This is a genomic window from Vibrio kasasachensis (genome assembly GCF_050337565.1).
GTDB lineage: Bacteria > Pseudomonadota > Gammaproteobacteria > Enterobacterales > Vibrionaceae > Vibrio > Vibrio kasasachensis.
The window spans coordinates 82,894-105,164 of sequence record NZ_JAKJTB010000015.1 but is presented as its reverse complement, the minus strand read 5'-3'; the positions used below and the strand labels follow the sequence as shown (position 1 = coordinate 105,164).

The window sequence follows — 22,271 nt, the reverse complement described above, 5'->3', positions numbered from 1 at the left end:
ACATTTCTAGTCTTTGTTATATTAAACTCAAGAAAGATGATTTTTTATTGATTCAAAACAAACCTAGCTTAGTTGTTAACATTTTGCCATTTTTTGACCCATTTAGTCACAACATGCGTTATCGCTATTCATTTTTCTTCGCTAAAATACTAACAGTACGAAAACTTGGAGCATTATCAGATGCAAGAACTAAAAGCTTTTAATGAAAAGCGTGCAGAAATTTACTGGTGGTTTTCTAGTTTGTTTGCCAAAGAGCTTACAGAGGCAGAACTAGTTCAATATCAAAGCCCTGAAATTCGCAGCTTCCTAGCTGGTCTTGGTGAAAACCCAACACTAAAACCCGCAATTGATCGACTTGTTGACGCGCTAAATCGTCAGATCGATCGCGAGGATGGACAACTTGAACTTGCCGCTGATTTTTGTGACTTATTTTTAAAGTCAGACAAGGAATCAGCATTACCTTATGCCTCTATGTATGTGGGTAAGAGCGGTCTATTACATGATGAACCCGCGATAGAGATGGAAGCACTGCTCATTCAACACGGTGTTGCGATCAATAAAGAGATGAATGAACCTGCTGACCATATTGCCATCGAACTCGACCTCTTAGGTAATATGATTATTCGCTCAAATGAACTTGAGCAGGAGCGTCATTTAAATGATGCGCTCATCGAACAAGAATCCTTTATTCGTCAACATATTCTTAACTGGGTACCAAAATTCTCAGCAAAGAGCCAAAGTTTAGACTCGTTTGGCTTCTACTCTGCGGTTGTATCGCTTCTGGTTGCATTCCTAAACCTTGATTGCGACTATCTTGTTGGTGAAGCCGACTAAAATCCGACTTCCGTTTGATGGGAAAAGGTTTTCGTTTGCTACTGGCGACGATGCGGTCTAAAATCGTAACCGAAAACGATAAAAAATATGAATCAAGTGCAAACCGCTGTAAAAAAGCGGTTTTTGTATTTCTAATACTTCCTGCCAATTTATTCAAGAATGTGAATAGCTAGGTGGCAACTATAAATAGGATCACACCTTATGGCCACTATAAAAGATGTTGCGCGTCTCGCGGGCGTTTCAACAACAACAGTCTCGCACGTAATTAACAAAACTCGCTTTGTTGCAGAAACAACTCAAGAACGTGTAATGGAAGCAGTACAAGAGCTAAACTACGCTCCTAGTGCCGTAGCTCGTAGTTTGAAATGTAACAGCACGCGCACCATTGGTATGCTGGTTACTCAATCTACAAACTTATTCTTTTCTGAAGTGATTGATGGTGTAGAAAGCTACTGTTATCGCCAAGGTTATACCTTAATTCTGTGCAATACCGGTGGTATCTACGAGAAACAACGTGACTATGTCCGTATGTTGGCTGAAAAGCGTGTCGATGGTATTTTAGTTATGTGTTCAGATTTCACTGAAGAATTGAGTGAGATGCTTAATCGTCACAAAGATATTCCAAAAGTGGTCATGGATTGGGGTCCTGAAAGTTCGCAAGCCGACAAAATCATCGACAACTCAGAAGAAGGTGGTTACCTCGCAACGAAGTACCTAATTAAACATGGTCACACCGATATTGCCTGTTTAAGTGGTCACTTTGAGAAAGCTGCATGTCAGGAACGTATTCAAGGCTTCAAGCGTGCTATGGCAGAAGCTAACTTACCCGTGGACGAAGATTGGATTCTAGAAGGCAACTTCGAATGTGACACAGCTGTGCTAGCTGCGGACAAAATCGTTGCTATGGATAAGCGCCCTACCGCAATTTTCTGCTTCAATGATACGATGGCACTTGGTTTAATGAGCCGCCTACAGCAAAATGGCATCCGTGTTCCTGAAGATATGTCTGTCATTGGTTACGATAACATTGAACTGGCTGAGTACTTCTCTCCGCCATTAACTACAGTTCACCAACCAAAACGTCGTGTCGGTAAAAATGCGTTTGAAATCTTACTTGAGCGAATTAAAGATAAAGAACACGACAAACGAATATTTGAAATGCATCCAGAAATCGTTGAACGCTCTACAGTAGCTAAAATAAACTAAGCTAATGATTCCTATAACAATAGCTGATGGTCATCACATCAGCTATTGCTTTTCACATTCAACTTAATTCTTGCATTAGGATCACAAATATCTCATAGTGTTGTAATACTTCTATGTCGAAGTATCTTAATCTTTAGCAAAGCAAATTAAGTCACGCACAGGGCAAACCATTCTGAAAAGATGGGACGCAAAGCCACCGGCCTAAACATTATGTATGGCAGCGGGGTTACCGATGGTAGAAATGCACTCGTTAACGGATTACTCTCCTGATTTCTGCATTAGCTGCTATTCTCTCGGACCTGATTTGGTGGCGTATTATTATACACATACACCGAGAAAGTACTGAATGGATAAACCAATACTTAAAGACTCAATGAGGCTATTTCAGCCACTAGGTCGTATTAAATCTCGCTCTATGTTTGGTGGGTTTGGGATCTTCGCAGACGAAACAATGTTTGCGCTAGTTGTACACGACAAACTTCATATTCGTGCCGACAACACACTCACTAAGCAGTTTAAACAACAAGGTCTAGAGCCGTACGTGTATCACAAGCGTGGGTTCCCTGTTGTGACCAAATACTTTGCTTTAAGTGAAGAATGGCAGGACGATTGTGACCAAACACTGCAAGTTGCTCGTGAAGCGCTTGTTAAAGCACAAAGCGAAAAGTCTACTCAAGCTGAAGCCAAACCAACTCGCATCAAGGATTTACCCAATTTACGACTGGCGACAGAACGAATGCTTAAGAAAGTCGGTATCGACAACGTTAAGCAACTCGAACAAACTGGCTCTCTTGAAGCTTACAAGGCTATTCGAGAGTCACACGTTAGTGAAATAAGCCTTGAGCTATTGTGGTCGCTTGAAGGTGCAATAAAAGGAACACACTGGTCAGTGGTTCCGCAATCTCGTCGGGATGAATTACTTTCAAGGTTGCATAACTAAACTCTAAGCCAGCGATAATCGCTGGTTTTTTTTTGAAAGTTTTCGTTGGCTTTACGGTTCTTATTCAACAAGATAGTAAATGAACATCAAGTTCAGGAGAAAAAAATGAATAAGAAGCTTGTTATCGGAGTATTTCTCGTCGCGTTAATTGCCCTGCTGATCACGCAATTTGGTGATCAACTTACGCTGACTAATGCCAAAGCCCAACAAGCTGCACTGAGTGCATTTATCGAACAGAACTTCGTACTCGCAGCCCTGAGCTACTTTTTTGCCTATGTTGCAATCGCCGCATTTTCTATTCCTGGCGCGGCGGTTGTCACCTTACTTGGCGCTGCTCTATTTGGTTTTTGGAGCAGCCTACTGCTCGTTTCATTTGCTAGTACATTAGGTGCAACAATTGCTTTCCTAAGCAGCCGTTTCCTACTTCGTGATTGGGTACAAAGCAAATTTGGTGATAAGTTGAACTCGATAAACCAAGGCGTTGCAAAAGATGGCGCATTCTATCTATTTTCGTTACGCCTTATTCCTGTATTCCCATTCTTCTTAATCAATCTATTAATGGGGCTAACGCCAATATCAACAGCGCGGTTTTATCTTGTCAGCCAAATTGGCATGCTGCCTGGTACGGCGGTTTACCTCAATGCAGGTACACAATTGGCACAAATTGACAGCCTATCCGGTATCGTTTCACCTTCTGTACTCATTTCATTTGCACTACTTGGATTATTCCCAATTGTCGCTAAATGGTTGATGACAAAATTCAAGCGTTCACCGCAATCTCAAAATGATGCACAAAATGGAGAAGCGTCTTGAAGATATACAGCGCGAACAATCCTCCTCAAGCTCACATCGTCTGTGAGCTTTTACGTTCATACGACATCAAGTGTGAGGTGCGCGGTGAAGGCATTTTTGGCTTACAAGGAGAGGTGCCATTTGGTGAAGCGAGCGCACCACACGTATGGCTATTGGAGGAAGGCAAAAAACAACAAGCGATGCACTTGATTGAGCAGTTTGAACAACCACACACCGAGCAATCTTGGCGATGCCCAGTGTGCAATGAAATAAACGAAGGTCAGTTCGCTTTATGTTGGCAGTGTGGATCTAGCTTATCTGTTGCTGAATAAAACGAATAGAATGCTGGTTGAACTCATCTGGGCGCTCTATGTTACACACATGACCACAATTAGCGATTTCGAGTAATTGACTTTGTCTATGCACTTGCACCATTTCTTTAACTGGCTGGATAAACATATAGTCACGATCGCCCATTAAATACAGTGTTGGGATCGGTAACTCTTTATCTTTGAAGTAACGCATCAAGGGGTTCACTTCAGACGCAAGCCTGAACCAACGCTTAAACTCTTGTTGGCATAACTTCTTTGCTTCCCGAATAAATAGATGCCGGGACTGTTTTTGCGTGCTCTGCGGCATGACAATATAGGCAAACAAGCTGTATAACCACATGTAGGGCAATATATGCTTACAGGCGTTACCAACCGTTACCAACAACTGCGAACGGGTATTCAAACGCGTTACCGCGCCACCTAACACCATTGACTTAACACGCTCCGCAGCCAACTCAGCCACATTACGCACAATGATAGTCCCTAATGACATACCGACAAAGTGAGCAGATTGAATTTTAAGATGATCTAAAACTTGCAAAATATCGAGGGTAACGGCTTTAAAGGTATAGCGACTCGCCATAATCTCTTTAAGTAACTGGTTCGATTTGCCATGCCCACGTAAGTCAATCAACAATAAATTGAAGTGCGTTTTATAAGCTTTTATCTGCTTGAACCAGATCGATGAACTGCCACCAGCACCATGAACGAAAACAACCCATTCTGTACTAGTCGGATGAAGATAGGTTTTATGAAACAGCAAGGCATTACTCTTTTATGCTATTAAAATTAATACTACTTAAGAAAAAGAAGCCTACCACAAAGTTGCTTCACCTCAACTGAGATTACATCATTTATAAGTATTTGAGATGAGAAAAGTGTAAAAAAAAGACATCAGTTGATGCCTTTTTATGAACCTCTCTTTTAACTGAGTGCACTTCGATACAAAGCTAAGTACTCTTCCGCAGCTCGTTTCCAGCAAAATTGTTGCTGCATTGCGTACAGTTGTACTCGTGCCATCTCTTCTCTTTGCTGTACATAGAACAATAAAGATCGCTGCATCACGCTAAGAAGCTCGATTGGTTCTGGATTTAGAAAACTGAACCCAGTGGCGATTTCAGGGGCAACATCATAATCAACCACACTGTCTTTCAATCCACCGACCGCTCGCACAATAGGCAAGGTGCCATAAGCCATACTATATATTTGATTTAGACCACAAGGTTCAAATTCAGACGGCATTAAGAAGAAATCAGCCCCCGCCTCAACCAAGTGTGCAAGCTCATTGCTATACGCTTCAACAAATGCGAACTTGTCGCTATGGCAGGCCGCTATTTCCGCCAATTGAGTGGCTAAAATTGGGTCACCCGTGCCAACAATAACCAGTTGTGCATCCAATTTAAGAAAGCGCTCTAGAATTGGCAGCAAATAATGTACGCCCTTCTGGCTCGTTAGGCGACAAACCATGCCATACACCGCAAGATCGTTCGTCGGTAAGCCTACGCGCTGTTGAAGCGCTTGTTTGCACACGCCCTTGCCCGCCAACATACTTTGCATTTCTGCATAGTATGTTGTTGGAAGAAAATCATCGATAGCCGGATTCCAATCACCATAATCGCAACCATTCAGTATACCGACTAAGTCATGTTCCCGAGCGCGAAACTCCTTCGCCATACCGTGGCTACCCAGCTCAGTTTTGAGCTCTTCTGCATATGTAGGGCTAACAGCGTTAATTTTGTCTGCCGTCATTACACCCGCTTTAAGCATCGTTACATGGGTAGCACTGACTGCCGCATCAGGTGCATAGCGCCCTTGCATTTCAGGCAACGTTGGCAACTCATCGAAACTGAACACGCCCTTAAATACAGCATTGTGAATCGATATTACGCTTTTGGTATGGTCAAAAAATGGGTGTTCCGCATAGCGATGCTTAAGCAGGTATGGCACAAACCCAGTATGCCAATCATTGGCATGGATAATGTCTGGCTTAAATTCCAATTTAGGCAGCATGTCGAGGCATGCCGCGCTAAAGAACGAGAAGCGTTCGCCATTATCTGGATAGGCTTGATTGTACTCAGAATACATATCACCTCGTGCGAAATACTGATCGCATTCAATGGCATACACTGTAACGTCCCCTATCGAAAGCTGGCGCACTTTGTAAGGAGTGTGAGGCCAATGTTCTAACTGAGTTTGCAAAGCTATTGGTGCGTTCTGTAGCGCCTCTATTTTACGATAACCTGGTAAGGTTACCCTGACATCTTGTTCTAACGCATGTAGAGCTTGAGGCAATGCTTTAGCGACATCCGCTAAGCCGCCACTCTTTATCAGCCCTTCAACTTCGGAGGCTACAAACAAAATTGATAAAGGATTAGTAACCAACACGCGCTCCTTTCGAGATGACGACAATACCTTCGTCAGAGACATGGAAATGCTTACGGTCTTCTTTTAAATTAACGCCAATCTGAGTCCCCGGTGCAATATCAACATTTTTATCGACGATCACACGGCGCAATACACACCCCTCACCAATTTTCACATCACCAAGCAGGATACTTTCACTGATATCACATGCCGAACCTATGTTACTGCGAAAACCAAGTACTGATTTTTCAATTCGAGAGCCACAAACCAAGCTACCATTACACACCAAACTATCTATGATTTGTACGCGACCATTATCTGAATCCGTAAACGTCGCAGGTGGTAGTGGAGGATAGAATGTATGTAACGGCCACTTACGGTTATAAAGTGAGAACGGAGCATCTTTTTTGAGAAGATCCATATGCGCTTCCCAATAAGCACTAATCGTCCCTACATCACGCCAGTAAACCTCTTCTTTTTCGCCAGTGATCTTGTTACGGCTAAAGTCATAGACAAAGACATCTCCACGAGGAAACATTTTAGGAATGATATCTTTACCAAAGTCATGATCAGAACCTGGGTTATCGGCATCTTCGATCAATTCCGCAAACAATACCGGAGCTTCAAACACATAGTTCCCCATAGATACCAATGCGTGCTCAGGATCGCCCGGAATCGCTTTCGGATTAACTGGCTTCTCTTCAAAACCAATCATACGACCATCAATATCTACCTCAATAACTCCAAATTGGGATGCTTGAGATAGCGGCATACGCAAAGCAGAAACAGTCAAGGATGCTTCTTTCTCTTTATGGAAATCGAGCATCTGCTTGATATCCATTTTGTATATATGATCGGAACCGAAGATACAAACTTGATCAGGCTCAGAAAGTTCCATAAAACGTAGGTTTTGATAAATAGCGTCAGCAGTCCCCTCATACCAACGTTTACCTGTACGCATCTGAGCGGGGATAGGATCAATAAACCTATCCGTGATCCCATTAATATTCCAACCTTTTTTCAGGTGATGGAAAAGGGATTGTGATTTAAATTGAGTCAGCACATATATGCGCATCAGATCAGCATTAACGAAATTATTAAGCGCGAAATCAATAAGGCGATAGCTCCCCCCGAACGGAACCGAAGGTTTACTGCGAGACTCTGTGAGTGGAAGCAATCTCGAACCTTCTCCACCAGCAAGGATCATACCTAAAACACCAGCCATTGGTCATTCTCCATATTGTTTTTTATTAATCAGTGTCAATTGCTGACACTGTCATCCCTAGATAGGCATAGCCTGAACGGTTGGCGATATTATTTGGATCCATTCCATTATTATGTGCAAGCCGTTGGTTATAAATTATCGTATCTAATAAAGAATACAATTTTAAATATCCCATACTGTCGAATACTAACAGGTTGCTTAACAATCACCTGACCTAGCTCACATTACAACTCAGTAGTAGAACAAATTAATAACAGTCACAAAACAGAGCTTTGACTTCATCAACCAACAATGGCTCTTACCCTAACAACGTTAGGTTTCATTTTTGTTACTTGGTCGTATTAACCGAAACTAGACTGGAGCTATCGATTTGCAGATAAACGGCTGGCATAAAAAAAGCAGCGATAATCGCTGCTTTTTTCTATATGGTCGGAGTTACTTTTTTTTACGCTTGTCGGTAATTTCCCATTTACCTTCAACATAAAGAGCGGTGTAACCTGATGGTTTACCATCAATCTCAGAGCGAACATAATTCTCTTTCGATTTACGGCTAAAGCGCACTACCATAGGAAGACCATCTGGATCTTTCTCAGGCGCATCCGCTAGATAGTGGAACTTCGCTGAAATACGATCTTTAAAACGTTTTAGCTCTTCCACTAACGGAGCGCGTGTTTCGCGTGATTTAGGGAACGTGCTTGCCGCTAAGAACAAACCCGATGCACCATCTCTCAACACAAAATAAGCGTCTGAGTTTTCACACGGTAGCTCTGGAAGGTGTACAGGATCTTCTTTTGGCGGCGCTACTTCACCACTTTTTAAGATCTTGCGAGTGTTTTTACATGTCTCGCTAGTACAATCCATATATTTACCAAAGCGACCGTTCTTCAGCACCATGTCAGAACCACACTTGTCACATTCAACAAGCGGACCTTCATAGCCTTTCACTTTGTACTCACCGAACTCAACCACGTAACCTTCACAGTTCGGGTTGTTACCACACACGTGTAGCTTGCGCTTATCATCAATTAGGTAAGCATCCATCGCGGTTTCGCAGATAGGACAACGTTTCTTCGCACGTAACGCCGCCGTTTCTACGTCTTCCTCAAGAACATTGATTATGCCCTCTTCGTCACCAAGGTTGATCGTCGTCTTACAACGTTCTTTTGGTGGCAATGCATAACCAGAACAACCAAGGAATACACCAGTCGAAGCCGTGCGAACACCCATAGGGCGGGAACATGTCGGGCACTCGATATCAGTATATACGATATGGTTTGGCTTCATGCCGCCCTGCTCTTCTTCCTGCTCAGCTTGTACAAGATCACCTGAGAAATCTTTGAAGAAGTTGTCTAAGACTGACTTCCAATCCGCTTCGCCTTCGGCAACTTGGTCAAGCTTCTCTTCCATTCGAGAGGTGAACTCGTAGTTCATTAACTCAAGGAAGCTACCATCTAATCGGTCTGTAACGATCTCGCCCATTTTCTCTGCATAAAAACGGCGCTGTTCGACTTTTACGTAACCGCGATCTTGGATGGTTGAGATAATTGATGCGTAAGTCGATGGACGACCGATGCCGCGTTTCTCAAGTTCTTTAACCAATGCTGCTTCAGTATAACGAGCAGGTGGCTTAGTAAAATGTTGCTTAGGATCAAGTGCGATCATATCAAGCTTATCGCCAACCTGTACTGCAGGCAGGATTTGATCTTCATTCTTACCAAGAGGACGTTGAACGCGTGTCCAACCATCAAACTTAAGAATGCGACCTTTCGCTTTCAATGTGTATTCTGCAGCTTTCACGCTCACTGTGGTTGAGTCGTATTGCGCAGGCGTCATTTGACATGAAACAAATTGGTTCCAAATCAATGCGTACACTTTGTGCGCGTCAGCTTCCATACCTTGTAGGTCATCTGCTTTCACAGCAACATCAGAAGGACGAATCGCTTCGTGCGCTTCTTGTGCACCCTGCTTGCTGCCGTAAACCGTCGCTTTCGCTGGTAAGTATGCCTCACCGAACTCGCTACCGATATACTCACGTAACGTCTCTACTGCTTCTGAACTTAGGTTCGTCGAGTCAGTACGCATGTAAGTGATGTAACCCGCTTCATATAGTCGCTGAGCTAGCATCATGGTTTTTTTAACGCCGTAGCCCAAACGAGTACTTGCCGCTTGTTGCAGTGTCGATGTGATAAATGGTGCCGACGGTTTACTTGATGTCGGACGGTCTTCACGTTTACACACTTCGTAAGAGGCGGTTTCAAGTACCGATACTGCCGCTAAAGTTTGCGCTTCAGTGACAGGCTTAAATGCCGAACCATCTTTCTGAGACACTTGCAGACGGAAGTCTGTTTTGTCTTGAGTTTTGGTGTCAGCATGGATATCCCAGAACTCTTCTGGGATGAAAGCTTTGATAGCACGCTCACGCTCAACCAGCAGTTTCACCGCAACAGATTGAACTCGACCCGCTGACAATCCGCGCGCCACTTTTTTCCATAGCAGTGGCGAAACCATAAAGCCCACTACACGGTCCATGAAGCGGCGTGCTTGCTGTGCATTAACGCCATCCATACTCAACTCACCAGGAGTTTCGAATGCTTGCTGAATCGCGTTTTTAGTAATTTCGTTAAAGACTACACGTTTGTATCGCTGTTCATCGCCGCCGATGATCTCACGAAGGTGCCATGCGATAGCTTCTCCCTCGCGATCCAAATCGGTTGCGAGATAAACGCAATCTGCGTCTTTCGCTAGTTTTTGTAGTTCGGCAACTACTTTTTCTTTACCCGGAAGCACTTGGTAATTTGCTTCCCAGCCATTGTATGGGTCAATACCCATCTTTTTGATCAGCGAGTTGCGATCTTTTTCTTGTTTAACGATCGCTTTATCTTCGGCACTTAAGCCTTTTGTCGATATTGCTGCCGCTTTCTGACCGGTACTTTGACCTGCTGTCGGTAGATCACGTACGTGACCCACACTAGACTTTACGATGAAGTCTTTGCCGAGATATTTATTGATGGTCTTCGCCTTAGCTGGCGACTCCACAATAACGAGTGACTTGCCCATAACTGACTCTAGTGTCCTTTAATGACTGGTACGAATTTAACGCACAACATACGTAAACATTGCTTCTTTTTTTACTATTGAGCGAGATTGCTAGAAGATCAATCTCTTTTTTGAAATTCAACTTTGACTGCTCGACAAATCATCGATCTTACGGGCCAAACTAGTCAGATCGTTTCACTACAGTGCTTAGACTGTATCAGGCGATAGTGATATACCCAAAATAAAATGGGCGTTCACATGTTTGAAGTGCCACATACTAAACGGGGGAATCTTATCTCCGCCAATGGATTAAACAGATTTATGTAGCCCGTCACAAAACAATTTCTCTCTTTATTACAGAACAGTAGCCAAAATAGTCCAAGTTTTAGATCAAAATAACCATACAATTATTTGCTTTAGGTCATTGGTATTCTGGGTCCCTAAGCTATAAAATCGCAACCAATCTCGCCCAATAATTACAGCGTAAGGTACACATAATGAGCGGAAAAACAATAATTTCTCAATTTGACCTACTATTAATCGCCAACCAAGTCATTCAAGAACATGACGACTATCTCGATGGCATGCGCGCCGATAGCGTTGAAGAAAAAGAAGGTGTGTTAGTCTTCAAAGGTAACTATTTCTTAGATGACAGTGGTCTGCCAACCGCTAGCACTACAGCGGTATTTAACATGTTTAAATACCTCGCTCACCACCTATCTAAAGAGTTCACCCTAGAGAACTAATTGCTAAAAAAAAGAGCCAGATATTCTGGCTCTTTTTACAATCTATACCCAAGAAACTTGAAGATGCAGGTAGGCGGCAAGTAAGAAAGCCCCCTGAGCATAGGTGTACTATGTGATTGGGGCGCACGAACACAGCCAACACCGCTGCAACTTCAAGTATGACGGGTATAACGATTTGTTATTTATCGAATTGACTAACAGCTCAGATTTGCGAGCTTTTCGAAATAATCCGGGAATGTTTTTGAAGTGCATTTCGGATCATTTATCGTCACTGGCGTATCACTTAATGCAACCAAAGAAAAGCACATTGCCATACGGTGATCATCGTAGGTATCAATCGCGGCATGCTTCAATTGAGCAGGAGGCGTAACGACAATATAATCTTCTCCTTCTTCAACTTCAGCCCCCACTTTACGTAATTCAGTCGCCATTGCTGCTAAGCGATCAGTCTCTTTAACGCGCCAGTTGTAAACATTACGAATCACAGTAGTACCTTGCGCAAACAATGCTGTTGTCGCAATGGTCATGGCTGCATCTGGAATATGATTAAAATCCAAATCCACCGCTTTTAACTGACCAACGCGTGAAATCACGTAATCATCACCCCATTCAATCTCTGCACCCATTTTTTCAAGCGCATCTGCAAATTGAATGTCACCTTGGATACTGTTTTTACCAATACCCGTCACCTTGATTGAACCACCTTTTATCGCGGCGGCCGCAAGGAAGTAAGACGCGGATGATGCATCCCCCTCGACAAGGAAATCACCTGGCGCAATATAATTTTGACCAGACTTAATCACAAACTCTTGGTAGTTGCGGTTTTCCACCTCAACACCAAATTGAGCCATGATATGTAAGGTAATATCGATGTATGGCTTTGAAACTAAATCCCCAACGATTTTGATCGTCACATCATCTTTGGCTAACGGAGCAGACATCAAAAAGGCGGTCAAAAACTGACTAGAAATTGAGCCATCAATCTCTACCGAGCCACCATTAAGACCACTACCAGTAATCTTCAGTGGTGGGTAGTTCTCGTTTTCAAGATACTCAATTTGCGCACCCGCTTGACGAAGAGCATCAACAAGATGTCCGATTGGGCGCTCCTTCATTCGAGGCTCACCAGTCAGAACAAACTCACCTTCCCCAAGACACAGTGCCGCCGCAAGTGGACGCATTGCCGTTCCTGCATTACCTAAAAACAGCTCTAGTGCTTGCGATGATGAAAATGCACCACCAAGCCCTGTGACTTCACAAACGGTTTTATCATCAGAAAGGGTATAGCTCACGCCTAATTGGCTTAAAGCATTGAGCATGTGACGAATATCGTCACTATCAAGAAGGTTAGTTAGACGAGTTGTCCCTTTTGCCAATGCCGCAAGAAGCAAAGCACGGTTTGAGACACTTTTTGAACCCGGTAAGTTTACCTCACCATCGACTTTATTGATTGGTTGTAACGTAAGGCTTTCCATCAAAAACTACTATTCCTTGCTCACCCAGTATCCTTACTAGATGATGAAAAATTCTTCGTAGTTTCAGATTATCGAAAAACCTAGCTTAAAACCAGAGATAATCTGGTTTTAAGCTAAATGCAAATTTCATCCATTTATAATTGAGCCTTTTAGTATTCTCGATCAACTCTGACACCATCATTAAAATAGAGAATTCTCACCTGATCGCCGCGTTGAAAAATCATATTACTGTCAACATCTTGAATGACGTTTATCAAACGTTTATCTTCAGTCTGAATCAATAACTCAACTAATTTGTATTCAACACGATAGCTTTGATTTGCTCGATTTCGCGCAACGCCAGCCCCCGCAACGGCACCGACAGCAGTCGCGACTTCTTTACCAGTTCCACCACCAAATTGGTTACCAATAACGCCACCAACAACGGCGCCCAATAAGGTTTCCCATCCATTACTTTCTGCTTTAATAACATCTTGTTGCGTCATGTAACGCACTGAGTCTACCTGACCAAATACCACTTCATTTACAGCGCGAGCAACATTACGTTGATACGCTGCATTGGCAAATAGCGGAAAAATCAATAATATCCATACCCACTTCTTCATCATACTTTGACTCCTCTGATGGCTATATATCTGACAGAATTAGATTGTGAAACATTGAGCTTCCCTTCCCCTTTTGAAGCACTGGACGACCCTAATGGGTTACTTGCGTTCGGTGGAGACCTGTCAGTGGCCCGTCTAATGACAGCTTACCATAACGGCATCTTCCCTTGGTATGGACCAGAAGAGCCTATTTTATGGTGGAGCCCATCACCACGAGCCCTATTTGATCCTAAGACATTCAAACCGGCAAGAAGTGTCAAAAAGTTCCAGCGCAAGCATCAATATCAACTGACTATCAACCACGCTACTGAACAAGTGATAGACCAATGTGCTGCAATGAGAAGCGCTGAGGAAATGTGGTTAAGCCAAGAAATGCGCGACGCTTACAAGAAATTAGCAGCCCAAGGATATTGCCACTCTGTAGAAGTATGGCAAGCAAACCAGCTTATTGGTGGATTATATGGTATTTCCGTTGGTCAGTTGTTTTGTGGTGAATCGATGTTTAGCCTCAAAACCAATGCATCCAAAATTGCCTTGTGGTATTTCTGCCATCATTTTCGTCAATTTGGTGGGCAGCTTATTGATTGCCAAGTACTTAATGAGCACACCCAATCTTTAGGGGCGTTTGAGTTGCCACGTGCAGAGTTTATCAAAAGCCTGCTATCCTTAAGACAAGAAGCTGTTAGTAAACAGTGTTTTCAGCCCCAATGGCTATCGTCACCTGTAGAGAAGCACGAATGAGCTCTGATTTACAACATATTAGAATTGGACTGACCGATAATCACCCTTGCAGTTACCTACCCGATCGTCAAGAGCGTGTAGCGGTGGCTTTGGATCCGACTCTACACAGCTCATCAAATTACGAAGTACTCCTCGCTAATGGCTTTCGCCGTAGTGGTGATACCATCTACAAACCACTTTGCCAGCAATGTAACGCTTGCGAGCCTATTCGGATTTTTGCTCATCAATTCAAACCTTCACGCAGTCAAAAACGTCTCCTAAGCAAAGCATCGGGCATTACTTGGCACTTGAAAGAGAATATGGATGATAATTGGTACGATTTATATGCGCGCTATATCGAAGCTCGCCACCACTTAGGCACAATGTACCCTCCAAATCGGCAAAGTTTTGAACAATTTTCACACTGTAACTGGCTCAATACTCAATATCTCCACCTGTATGACAATGAAAAACTAATTGCGATTGCAGTGACTGACATGATGTCAAACAGTGCCAGTGCGTTCTATACTTTCTATGACCCCGATTACTCGTTATCTCTTGGTACGCTTGGGGTACTAATACAAATTGAATACTGCCGAGAGCAAGGAAAACAGTGGATATATCTCGGCTATCAGATAGATGAGTGCCCTGCTATGAACTACAAAGTCCGCTTTCATCCTCATCAAAGGCTAGTAAATCAAACGTGGCGAGGGTAGAATACGCCCCAACTTCGCTAAATTGATTTTTGTCAGCTGAGAACACCTGATAAAAGCGCCCATTTATAAAGAGGATTAGATGGCTAAAGAAGACGTTATTGAGTTACAAGGCACAGTCCTTGATACTCTTCCAAACACAATGTTCCGTGTTGAACTTGAAAACGGTCACGTAGTTACTGCTCACATCTCTGGTAAAATGCGTAAGAACTACATCCGTATTCTTACTGGTGACAAAGTAACTGTAGAGATGACTCCATACGACCTTTCTAAAGGCCGCATCGTCTTCCGTGCTCGTTAATCTCTGATTACCGAATACAACAAAAAACGGAGCCTAGCGGCTCCGTTTTTTGTTGTATTACTTCTAGCGACTTAAGGTGTTATTTACCTAGCGCTTCTTTGTAGTGCTGACGGCAAGCTGATACATAACTATCGTTACCACCAATCGCAACTTGATCACCCTCTTTGATTGCATTGCCATGCTCATCAGTACGGATAACCATATTCGCCTTGCGACCACAATGGCAGATAGTTTTCAGCTCTACGAGCTTGTCAGCCCAGGATAGTAGATATTTACTACCTTCAAACAGTTCACCTAAGAAATCCGTACGCAGACCATAACAAAGTACCGGAATATGCAGTTTGTCCACCACTTCAGTTAACTGGTAAACCTGCTGTTTCGATAAAAATTGGCACTCATCAATCAAAATGCAATGGCGCTTTTCTTGCGCATTCAATTCAGCGATGGTTTGATATAACTCTGTTTCTGGTTGGAACAAATGCGCGTCTGACTGCAACCCTATCCGTGAGCTCACCTTGCCTACACCGTAGCGGTTATCTAGCGCTGCAGTGAAGATTAGCGGATTCATGCCGCGTTCTTGATAATTAAAAGAAGATTGAAGAAGTGTCGTAGATTTACCCGCGTTCATTGCCGAGTAATAGAAGTACATCTGAGCCAAAGAAATAGTCCCGTAAAAAATTAATATTCGGTAGTAAAAAGGGCTGATAACTCAGCCCTTAAAAATTGCTTTATATGTTCACTTCTTGATGTTGCAGTTAACAACGCTACAACTTCAAGAAGGACGTCTATACTAATACCATTGACTGAGTGTTCATCAAATTTCTCAGGAAAAATCGCTTAGAACAAGGCACAGACCACAGCGAGTTAGTGGTGCTAACTTCAAAGTCTGTAACGCCGTTATCAGCGATTTTAACCAGAAAGAATGAATAATCAGTTGATTGTATTAGTATCCTTACTTACGACGCCAAGTGGTGCCTTCCGCGCCATCTTCCAGTTCGATACCTAACTCATTCAACTTGTCACGAGCCATATCAGCATTTGCCCAATCTTTTGCAGCGCGAGAATCATTACGTAGCTTAATAAGAGCTTCAATCTCTGCTACTTCCTCATCACTACCCGAATCTCCTTTCAAAAAGGCTTCAGGATCTTGATGAAGAATACCAATCACGTCAGCGAGTTCACGCATTAAAGCCCCTAGAGCATTTGCTTGCTCTAAATCCTCTGTTTTAAGGCGATTGATCTCACGAGCCATATCAAACAGCACTGAATATGCTTCAGGTGTATTAAAATCGTCGTTCATCGCTTCAGCAAAGCGAGCAGCATAAGCCTCACCAGCTGGTGCCACAGTTAAATCTAGACCACGTAACGACGTGTATAGGCGTTCAAGTGAAGCACGAGCTTGCTTCAGGTTCTCTTCGCTATAGTTTAACTGGCTGCGGTAGTGTCCAGACATTAGGAAGTAACGAACGGTTTCCGCATCGTAATGACCAAGTACATCGCGGATAGTAAAGAAGTTACCAAGAGACTTAGACATCTTCTCTCTGTCGACCATTACCATACCACTGTGCATCCAAGTATTTACATACTGTGTGTCATGAGCACAGCATGATTGCGCGATTTCATTCTCGTGATGAGGGAACTGAAGATCAGAGCCACCACCGTGAATATCGAAATGGTTACCTAAAATGGATGAGTTCATCGCTGAACACTCAATATGCCAGCCAGGACGACCAGCTCCCCATGGGGATTCCCACGTAGGCTCACCAGGTTTAGACATTTTCCAAAGAACGAAATCTAATGGGCTGCGTTTGGCGGTTTCGATATCGACACGCGCACCCGCTTGCAATTGATCTAAGTCTTGCTTAGAAAGCTTGCCGTATTCATCAAAGCTGCCCACTTCAAACATGACATCGCCGTTGTCAGCCACGTAAGCAAAACCACGCTCAATCAGTTTTTCAACCAATTCGATGATTTCTACAATAAATTCAGTGGCTCGCGGCTCAACATCTGGGGCCTTCATATTCAACGCTTCGAAGTCTGCGTGCATTTCGCCGATTAGACGCTCTGTCAGCGAATCACAACTTTCGCCATTTTCGTTCGCACGCTGAATGATCTTGTCGTCAATATCGGTGATGTTACGCACAAACGTTAAGTCATAACCCAAGTAGCGCAAGTAACGAGACACAACGTCAAATGAAACGAAGGTGCGACCGTGACCAATATGACAGAGATCATATATGGTTACCCCACAGACATACATGCCAACTTTACCGGCATTGATTGGTTTGAATTCCTCTTTCTGTCTTGTGAGTGTGTTATATATTTTTAACATGATCTCTATGCTTCATTTGAGTGAAATAAAATAGTGCTCCAGTATACCAACTCGTTGCTGTTTAAGTAATCCCTCAATCGCTCAAAAAGACATCATTAGCACCTATACTCAAGTCTGATTCCCTGCTTTTCGCGTATTAATGTCTGAAAAGTTAAGTTAGAATCTTACCCTCAAATCAGAAACATAGGTTAAGGACACAATCATGATCACCCTTCACACTAATTTTGGTGACATTAAAGTTCAGCTACATACAGAACAAGCGCCAGAGACATGTGCAAACTTCCTACAGTACTGCCGTGATGGTTTTTACGACAACACATTATTCCACCGTGTTATCGATGGTTTCATGGTTCAAGGCGGTGGCATGGAGTCAGGTCTGCGTGAAAAAGCGAGCCGTGCACCAATTAAAAATGAAGCAAGCAACGGTCTAAGCAACAAAGTAGGTACGCTTGCGATGGCGCGTACTATGGAACCGCATTCAGCTAGCTCTCAGTTCTTTATCAACGTAAACAACAACACATTCCTAGATTTTCGCTCAGAAAGCTTAGATGGTTGGGGTTACTGTGTATTTGCAGAAGTTGTAGAAGGCATGGACATTGTTGACCAAATCAAAGTGGTTAGCACTGGTTCTTACGGCATGCATCAAGACGTACCGCTAGACGATGTTATTATCACTAGCACTACTATCGAAGAATAATCTTCAATAAAGGGTGCTCTGCGCCCTTTTTTATTCAGCGAGTATTATGACCACACTATTTATTTCTGACCTGCATTTATCACCAAACACACCTGAGATTAACCGCTGCTTTGAACACTTCATGCGTAACGAGGCAATCAATGCCGATGCGCTGTATGTACTGGGTGACTTGTTTGATTTTTGGATAGGTGACGACGACAAGAGTGAATTCGCAACTCAGATTCGCACTGAATTTAAACGCCTAACTGACAGTGGGGTTCCTTGCTTCTTTACCAAGGGCAATCGAGACTTCTTAGTCGGTAAACGCTTCGCGAAACAAACCGGTATTGAACTGCTTGGTGACGAGACAGTAATAGACCTGTATGGACGAAAAGCCGTAGTTCTGCATGGCGACACTCTGTGTACTGAAGATACCCAGTACCTCGCATTTAGAGCCAAAGTCAATCAACCTTGGTTACAATGGGTATTCAACCGACTACCAATGTCGGTAAAAACGCCGATCGTACGCAAAGTTCAAACAGACGCTCGTGATACTAAAAAGTCCAAATCACTAATGATTATGGACGTGACACAAAGCGAAGTAGAAAAAGTGATGCGAGATCACCAGGTGGATTTAATGATTCATGGGCATACCCATCGCCCTGATATGCATACGTTTTCTGTTAATAGCGAACCAATGACTCGAATCGTACTTGGCGATTGGTATGAGCAAGGCTCAATTTTGTGCTTTGACGCAAAAAATTACAGTTTACAAGCCCGTCCGTTTAACTCGGAACCGTGTTAGTTTGAACTGACTCATAGCAAATACTTAATGTCGCTTTATCATTAACCCAACGTTAAAAGGAGTTGATGTAAAAATTTTGAAGTATTCCTATTTCGCACGGCAACCAATCATGGACGTGGATAAAAAAACCATCGGTTATGAATTATTATTTCGCGACGGTCCCAAGAACAGTTTTCCTGATATCGATGCCAACCTAGCGACGAGCCGCTTGTTATCTGATCACTTACTTGCAACTCGGCAAGACACCATAGGTGATCTGCTTGGGTTTATTAACTTCCCTTATCAAAGCTTAATAAACGACCTCCCTAGCCTTTTTCCGCCTCAAAACTTAGTCATTGAAATTCTTGAAGATTGCGCACCTACTCCAGAACTGCTGAATGCGGTAAAAAGCCTCGCCCAACGCGGCTACACACTAGCGCTTGACGACTTCGTTCCAAGCAAGGAATGGCTTGCTTTTCTACCTTACATTACGATTATAAAATTCGATATTCGCGCCATCTCTATTCTCGAAGCTCAAGAGTTCATCTTACGAACCCCAAACAGCAACATTCGCTATTTAGCCGAAAAAGTAGAGACCAACGAAGAATTTGAGCAAGCAAAACAGGCTGGGTTCGACTACTTTCAAGGTTACTTTTTTAGTAAACCAGAGTTGATACAAAAGAAATCTCTCGAACCTTCAATGCTCACCGTCATTCAACTGCTTACCGAAGTATCTAAGCACAGCATTGATTTCGACGTTTTGGAAGAGCTAATTTCAAGGGATGTCACTCTATCTTATAAACTACTGAGCTACGTGAACTCTTCGACTATTGTCACCAATAAAATTCTCTCTTTTAGGCAAGCTCTGGTTTATCTCGGTGAAGATCGCTTACGAAAGTTTATCTCTCTTGTTGCCCTCGCTTCCACGGACGAGCGCAAACCCAATTACCTTTATACATTGTCGATTCAAAGGGCCAAATTTTGTGAATTACTTGCGCAAAAACTGCAAGTTCAACCTCAACAAGGGCACGCCTTTTTGACTGGTATGTTTTCACTCTTAGACTGCTTACTTGATAGACCATTAGAGATGTTGGTAAAAGAGATGCCCATCGATAAAGCGATTCAACTCGCTTTACTTGAAAAACGAGGACAGCTAGGTGGCTTATTAGTGCTATCCAAAGCCATCGAACGAGCGCGTTGGGATAGCATTAATGCCATTGGTCAAAAATTAAACATAACCGAAATGGAAATCTTCGCTTGCTATGACTTATCCATACAATGGACAGCGGAACTAATGGATGTACACGACTAAAGGCTTTACTGATGACGTTAGGCTAAATACACTTAACCTTCCTTATTCAAGCCCAACGAACATAATTTCATGAGCCAATGTCCATGCGGGAACGCAACTCCATATGAAGCATGCTGCCAGCCGATTCATCAAACCCACTCAAAGGCAAACACTCCAGAGAAACTAATGCGAGCACGATACAGTGCGCACGTTCTGGGGCTAGTGGATTTTGTGGTTGAAACTTACCATTCAAGCTGCAATGCCTCAGATCAACGTGATGCTATAGCGGAATCTGTAGATAGTGAATGGACCGAACTTGAAGTACTTGAGAGCAGTGCTGACGAGAATGAAGGGTATGTGACTTTCAAAGCATTCTTTAATCAAGATGAAAAGCCTTACTGTTTAGAAGAGCGCTCGCGTTTTGTTAGAGAAGATGGGCTTTGGTACTACATTGATGGTGAGTTCCCGCTAGAAAAACAACAGGATGAGAGACTGTCACAACCGGTTAAAAGTCTCAAAATTGGACGGAACGACCCATGTATTTGTGGCAGTGGTAAAAAATTTAAGAAGTGTTGCGGATAATTAGATAAAAAAGGTAGATGTTAAGGCATCTACCTTTTTATTATCAGGGGGTATAGACGTTACTCGTTATGGTTGGGATTAACGCGCAAAATATCAGACTGCGCTGATTGAAATTGTTTCTTTAACTCCGCTTTGGATTTAAAGCTTACTTCACCACCTTGAGCAACTGTCATGTGCTGAGCTTCCGTATTGTACTTGGACTGATAAAGCATAACGGCTTGCATACAAGAATCACGTTGTTCTTGGCTTAAAATAGTGCCCTCAGGCCACTTACCCGTCTCTACTGCATACAGTAGGCGTTCGTAGGCTTCTGGGGTAATGGCATTAACAAGTTGCTCGGCATCCATGACTTATCCTTATAATCATTTATAACAGAGAAAATAACTGGCTTGCATTTTGAGTCAAGGAATGACCTCCGAATAAGTGTAATTGATCACAAGCATCGAGAATTATGAATAAACTCAAGTTGGTGGCCATCATTGGTCTTAGTTTTCCCCTGTTAGGGTGTTTCGAAAGTAGAAAAAACACAGATCAGCTTTGTGAAGCCAACCCGGTTTTACAATGCGAGTCACTAAATATAGATGATGGACAATGCCGTCTGCCTCGCACCGACCTAATTTGGCATAGATACGATATTGTTAAGAATCCATCAGACGAAAATAAAATCAAGGAATACCACATCCTCGCTGAGTATGAAAAATGCTTAACTCTGGCAGCTCAAATTCAGCCGCTAACTCAATCTGAGCGAAAGTCGAAACGTTTTACAACTGTGGTACATGTAAAAGAAGAACGAGAACGTATCGTTGCAGAATTAGAGCAATCAACTACGCCTAAGGCACTGTATTTTTTATGGAGCCAAGAGGGTGATGAGACTGCACGCCGTCATTTCTTGCAGCTTGAAGGCAGTGCCGCTCTTGAGACAGCTGAAATGCAATATGCCCTTGCCACGTTTTATACTAGCCGCGACGCCAGTAAAACACTTAAACTACTGAATCGATCATTGGAACTAAGCGATGGGAAAGTCACTAATATCGACGCGATCAAATCCCTCGCAAGTATCAACTTGCAGATCAATCGTAAAGAACTCGCTTACATCTGGACAAAAGTAGCTGAAGAATTTGGTGTTAAAACCGCATCAAAGAAAAATAATATCCTTCTTTACGGTTTCACTGAAGACAAATACCACCAGCTCGATGATGTTGCAGAGAATGTTCACGACGCAATTGAAGACGGTGAATACAAAACAACCATGATTCCTCGAATGTAATGACGCTTATTACCCAAGTAACCTCAAGGTGCTTGGGTATAGATGCCATA

The 22,271-nt window shown here is 43.0% G+C and carries 23 protein-coding genes and 1 riboswitch; of the genes, 14 read left to right on the top strand and 9 right to left on the bottom strand.

Annotation, left to right across the window (positions count from 1 at the left end):
- Positions 1-180 precede the first annotated feature (180 nt).
- From torD to L4C38_RS13215, 5 genes are all read left to right on the top strand, one after another.
- Positions 181-834 (top strand): molecular chaperone TorD, encoded by a 654-nt coding sequence (torD, locus tag L4C38_RS13235; RefSeq protein WP_428798029.1) that lies wholly within the window; start codon positions 181-183, stop codon positions 832-834.
- 201 nt (positions 835-1,035) lie between these two features.
- Positions 1,036-2,040: an HTH-type transcriptional repressor PurR gene (gene purR, locus L4C38_RS13230; RefSeq protein WP_428798028.1), complete on the top strand. Its 1,005-nt coding sequence runs from the start codon at positions 1,036-1,038 to the stop codon at positions 2,038-2,040.
- 151 nt (positions 2,041-2,191) lie between these two features.
- Positions 2,192-2,274: riboswitch (cyclic di-GMP riboswitch) on the top strand.
- A gap of 112 nt (positions 2,275-2,386) precedes the next feature.
- Positions 2,387-2,980: a TfoX/Sxy family DNA transformation protein gene (locus tag L4C38_RS13225; RefSeq protein WP_428798027.1), complete on the top strand. Its 594-nt coding sequence runs from the start codon at positions 2,387-2,389 to the stop codon at positions 2,978-2,980.
- A 105-nt stretch (positions 2,981-3,085) separates the two neighbouring features.
- Positions 3,086-3,793, top strand: a complete 708-nt coding sequence (locus L4C38_RS13220; RefSeq protein WP_428798026.1) for a TVP38/TMEM64 family protein — start codon at positions 3,086-3,088, stop codon at positions 3,791-3,793.
- A complete protein-coding gene (locus tag L4C38_RS13215; protein WP_428798025.1) occupies positions 3,790-4,104 on the top strand; it encodes a putative signal transducing protein in 315 nt (104 codons plus the stop codon). The genes L4C38_RS13220 and L4C38_RS13215 overlap by 4 nt, the downstream gene beginning before the upstream one ends.
- Here L4C38_RS13215 and L4C38_RS13210 read toward each other — a convergent pair.
- The 4 genes from L4C38_RS13210 to topA form a co-directional block, all read right to left on the bottom strand.
- Positions 4,082-4,867, bottom strand: a complete 786-nt coding sequence (locus L4C38_RS13210) for an alpha/beta fold hydrolase (RefSeq protein ID WP_428798024.1) — start codon at positions 4,865-4,867, stop codon at positions 4,082-4,084. The two genes, L4C38_RS13215 and L4C38_RS13210, sit on opposite strands and share 23 nt — an antisense overlap.
- Positions 4,868-5,028: 161 nt before the next feature.
- Positions 5,029-6,486, bottom strand: a complete 1,458-nt coding sequence (gene glgA, locus L4C38_RS13205; protein WP_428798023.1) for a glycogen synthase GlgA — start codon at positions 6,484-6,486, stop codon at positions 5,029-5,031.
- A complete protein-coding gene (glgC, locus tag L4C38_RS13200; RefSeq protein WP_428798022.1) occupies positions 6,476-7,693 on the bottom strand; it encodes a glucose-1-phosphate adenylyltransferase in 1,218 nt (405 codons plus the stop codon). The genes glgA and glgC overlap by 11 nt, the downstream gene beginning before the upstream one ends.
- A 435-nt stretch (positions 7,694-8,128) precedes the next feature.
- A complete protein-coding gene (topA, locus tag L4C38_RS13195) occupies positions 8,129-10,750 on the bottom strand; it encodes a type I DNA topoisomerase (protein WP_428798021.1) in 2,622 nt (873 codons plus the stop codon).
- Between the two features lie 476 nt (positions 10,751-11,226).
- On the opposite strand from topA, the gene L4C38_RS13190 reads away from it, so the two are divergent.
- Positions 11,227-11,475, top strand: coding sequence for a YciN family protein (locus L4C38_RS13190; RefSeq protein ID WP_428798020.1), 249 nt, complete (start codon positions 11,227-11,229; stop codon positions 11,473-11,475).
- 194 nt (positions 11,476-11,669) lie between these two features.
- Here L4C38_RS13190 and aroA read toward each other — a convergent pair whose 3' ends face one another.
- Together aroA and L4C38_RS13180 are read right to left on the bottom strand one after the other, a co-directional pair.
- Positions 11,670-12,950: a 3-phosphoshikimate 1-carboxyvinyltransferase gene (aroA, locus tag L4C38_RS13185; RefSeq protein ID WP_428798019.1), complete on the bottom strand. Its 1,281-nt coding sequence runs from the start codon at positions 12,948-12,950 to the stop codon at positions 11,670-11,672.
- A gap of 149 nt (positions 12,951-13,099) precedes the next feature.
- Positions 13,100-13,555 (bottom strand): outer membrane lipoprotein, encoded by a 456-nt coding sequence (locus L4C38_RS13180; protein ID WP_428798093.1) that lies wholly within the window; start codon positions 13,553-13,555, stop codon positions 13,100-13,102.
- An 18-nt stretch (positions 13,556-13,573) separates the two neighbouring features.
- Here L4C38_RS13180 and aat point away from each other — a divergent pair, with 18 nt between their 5' ends.
- The 3 genes from aat to infA all read left to right on the top strand — a co-directional run bounded on the left by aat (position 13,574) and on the right by infA (position 15,289).
- Positions 13,574-14,296 (top strand): leucyl/phenylalanyl-tRNA--protein transferase, encoded by a 723-nt coding sequence (aat, locus tag L4C38_RS13175; protein ID WP_428798018.1) that lies wholly within the window; start codon positions 13,574-13,576, stop codon positions 14,294-14,296.
- Positions 14,293-14,991 (top strand): arginyltransferase, encoded by a 699-nt coding sequence (locus L4C38_RS13170; RefSeq protein ID WP_428798017.1) that lies wholly within the window; start codon positions 14,293-14,295, stop codon positions 14,989-14,991. The genes aat and L4C38_RS13170 overlap by 4 nt, the downstream gene beginning before the upstream one ends.
- 79 nt (positions 14,992-15,070) lie before the next feature.
- On the top strand, positions 15,071-15,289 hold the full coding sequence (gene infA, locus L4C38_RS13165; RefSeq protein WP_005600159.1) for a translation initiation factor IF-1: 219 nt from the start codon (positions 15,071-15,073) through the stop codon (positions 15,287-15,289).
- Positions 15,290-15,368: 79 nt separating this feature from the next.
- On the opposite strand, the gene L4C38_RS13160 is transcribed toward infA, so the two are convergent.
- A complete protein-coding gene (locus tag L4C38_RS13160; protein WP_428798016.1) occupies positions 15,369-15,947 on the bottom strand; it encodes a thymidine kinase in 579 nt (192 codons plus the stop codon).
- Between the two features lie 294 nt (positions 15,948-16,241).
- Positions 16,242-17,621: a cysteine--tRNA ligase gene (gene cysS / locus L4C38_RS13155; protein ID WP_428798015.1), complete on the bottom strand. Its 1,380-nt coding sequence runs from the start codon at positions 17,619-17,621 to the stop codon at positions 16,242-16,244.
- Between the two features lie 202 nt (positions 17,622-17,823).
- Here cysS and L4C38_RS13150 point away from each other — a divergent pair, with 202 nt between their 5' ends.
- From L4C38_RS13150 to L4C38_RS13135, 4 genes are all read left to right on the top strand, one after another.
- Entirely contained in the window at positions 17,824-18,318 is a 495-nt protein-coding gene (locus tag L4C38_RS13150; RefSeq protein ID WP_428798014.1) for a peptidylprolyl isomerase, read from the top strand.
- A gap of 46 nt (positions 18,319-18,364) precedes the next feature.
- Positions 18,365-19,102: a UDP-2,3-diacylglucosamine diphosphatase gene (gene lpxH, locus L4C38_RS13145; protein WP_428798013.1), complete on the top strand. Its 738-nt coding sequence runs from the start codon at positions 18,365-18,367 to the stop codon at positions 19,100-19,102.
- 76 nt (positions 19,103-19,178) lie between these two features.
- Positions 19,179-20,393, top strand: coding sequence for an EAL and HDOD domain-containing protein (locus L4C38_RS13140; protein ID WP_428798012.1), 1,215 nt, complete (start codon positions 19,179-19,181; stop codon positions 20,391-20,393).
- Between the two features lie 69 nt (positions 20,394-20,462).
- Positions 20,463-20,954: a YchJ family protein gene (locus L4C38_RS13135; RefSeq protein ID WP_428798011.1), complete on the top strand. Its 492-nt coding sequence runs from the start codon at positions 20,463-20,465 to the stop codon at positions 20,952-20,954.
- Between the two features lie 59 nt (positions 20,955-21,013).
- On the opposite strand, the gene L4C38_RS13130 is transcribed toward L4C38_RS13135, so the two are convergent.
- The gene (locus tag L4C38_RS13130; RefSeq protein ID WP_428798010.1) at positions 21,014-21,301 is read right to left on the bottom strand and encodes a YeaC family protein; all 288 of its coding nucleotides are present in this window, start codon (positions 21,299-21,301) and stop codon (positions 21,014-21,016) included.
- 104 nt (positions 21,302-21,405) lie between these two features.
- Here L4C38_RS13130 and L4C38_RS13125 point away from each other — a divergent pair, with 104 nt between their 5' ends.
- On the top strand, positions 21,406-22,221 hold the full coding sequence (locus L4C38_RS13125; protein ID WP_428798009.1) for a DUF2989 domain-containing protein: 816 nt from the start codon (positions 21,406-21,408) through the stop codon (positions 22,219-22,221).
- The last annotated feature ends 50 nt before the right edge of the window (positions 22,222-22,271 follow it).

Bases quoted from the DNA above. Each gene is read 5' to 3' on its own strand.
- purR (WP_428798028.1), top strand. From the start codon at position 1,036: ATGGCCACTATAAAAGATGTTGCGCGTCTCGCGGGCGTTTCAACAACA.
- L4C38_RS13125 (WP_428798009.1), top strand. From the start codon at position 21,406: ATGAATAAACTCAAGTTGGTGGCCATCATTGGTCTTAGTTTTCCCCTG.
- topA (WP_428798021.1), bottom strand. From the start codon at position 10,750: ATGGGCAAGTCACTCGTTATTGTGGAGTCGCCAGCTAAGGCGAAGACC.
- L4C38_RS13150 (WP_428798014.1), top strand. From the start codon at position 17,824: ATGATCACCCTTCACACTAATTTTGGTGACATTAAAGTTCAGCTACAT.
- aat (WP_428798018.1), top strand. From the start codon at position 13,574: ATGGCTATATATCTGACAGAATTAGATTGTGAAACATTGAGCTTCCCT.
- L4C38_RS13190 (WP_428798020.1), top strand. From the start codon at position 11,227: ATGAGCGGAAAAACAATAATTTCTCAATTTGACCTACTATTAATCGCC.
- L4C38_RS13180 (WP_428798093.1), bottom strand. From the start codon at position 13,555: ATGAAGAAGTGGGTATGGATATTATTGATTTTTCCGCTATTTGCCAAT.
- infA (WP_005600159.1), top strand. From the start codon at position 15,071: ATGGCTAAAGAAGACGTTATTGAGTTACAAGGCACAGTCCTTGATACT.
- glgC (WP_428798022.1), bottom strand. From the start codon at position 7,693: ATGGCTGGTGTTTTAGGTATGATCCTTGCTGGTGGAGAAGGTTCGAGA.
- torD (WP_428798029.1), top strand. From the start codon at position 181: ATGCAAGAACTAAAAGCTTTTAATGAAAAGCGTGCAGAAATTTACTGG.
- L4C38_RS13220 (WP_428798026.1), top strand. From the start codon at position 3,086: ATGAATAAGAAGCTTGTTATCGGAGTATTTCTCGTCGCGTTAATTGCC.
- cysS (WP_428798015.1), bottom strand. From the start codon at position 17,621: ATGTTAAAAATATATAACACACTCACAAGACAGAAAGAGGAATTCAAA.
- L4C38_RS13170 (WP_428798017.1), top strand. From the start codon at position 14,293: ATGAGCTCTGATTTACAACATATTAGAATTGGACTGACCGATAATCAC.
- L4C38_RS13130 (WP_428798010.1), bottom strand. From the start codon at position 21,301: ATGGATGCCGAGCAACTTGTTAATGCCATTACCCCAGAAGCCTACGAA.
- L4C38_RS13225 (WP_428798027.1), top strand. From the start codon at position 2,387: ATGGATAAACCAATACTTAAAGACTCAATGAGGCTATTTCAGCCACTA.
- lpxH (WP_428798013.1), top strand. From the start codon at position 18,365: ATGACCACACTATTTATTTCTGACCTGCATTTATCACCAAACACACCT.
- aroA (WP_428798019.1), bottom strand. From the start codon at position 12,950: ATGGAAAGCCTTACGTTACAACCAATCAATAAAGTCGATGGTGAGGTA.
- L4C38_RS13135 (WP_428798011.1), top strand. From the start codon at position 20,463: ATGAGCCAATGTCCATGCGGGAACGCAACTCCATATGAAGCATGCTGC.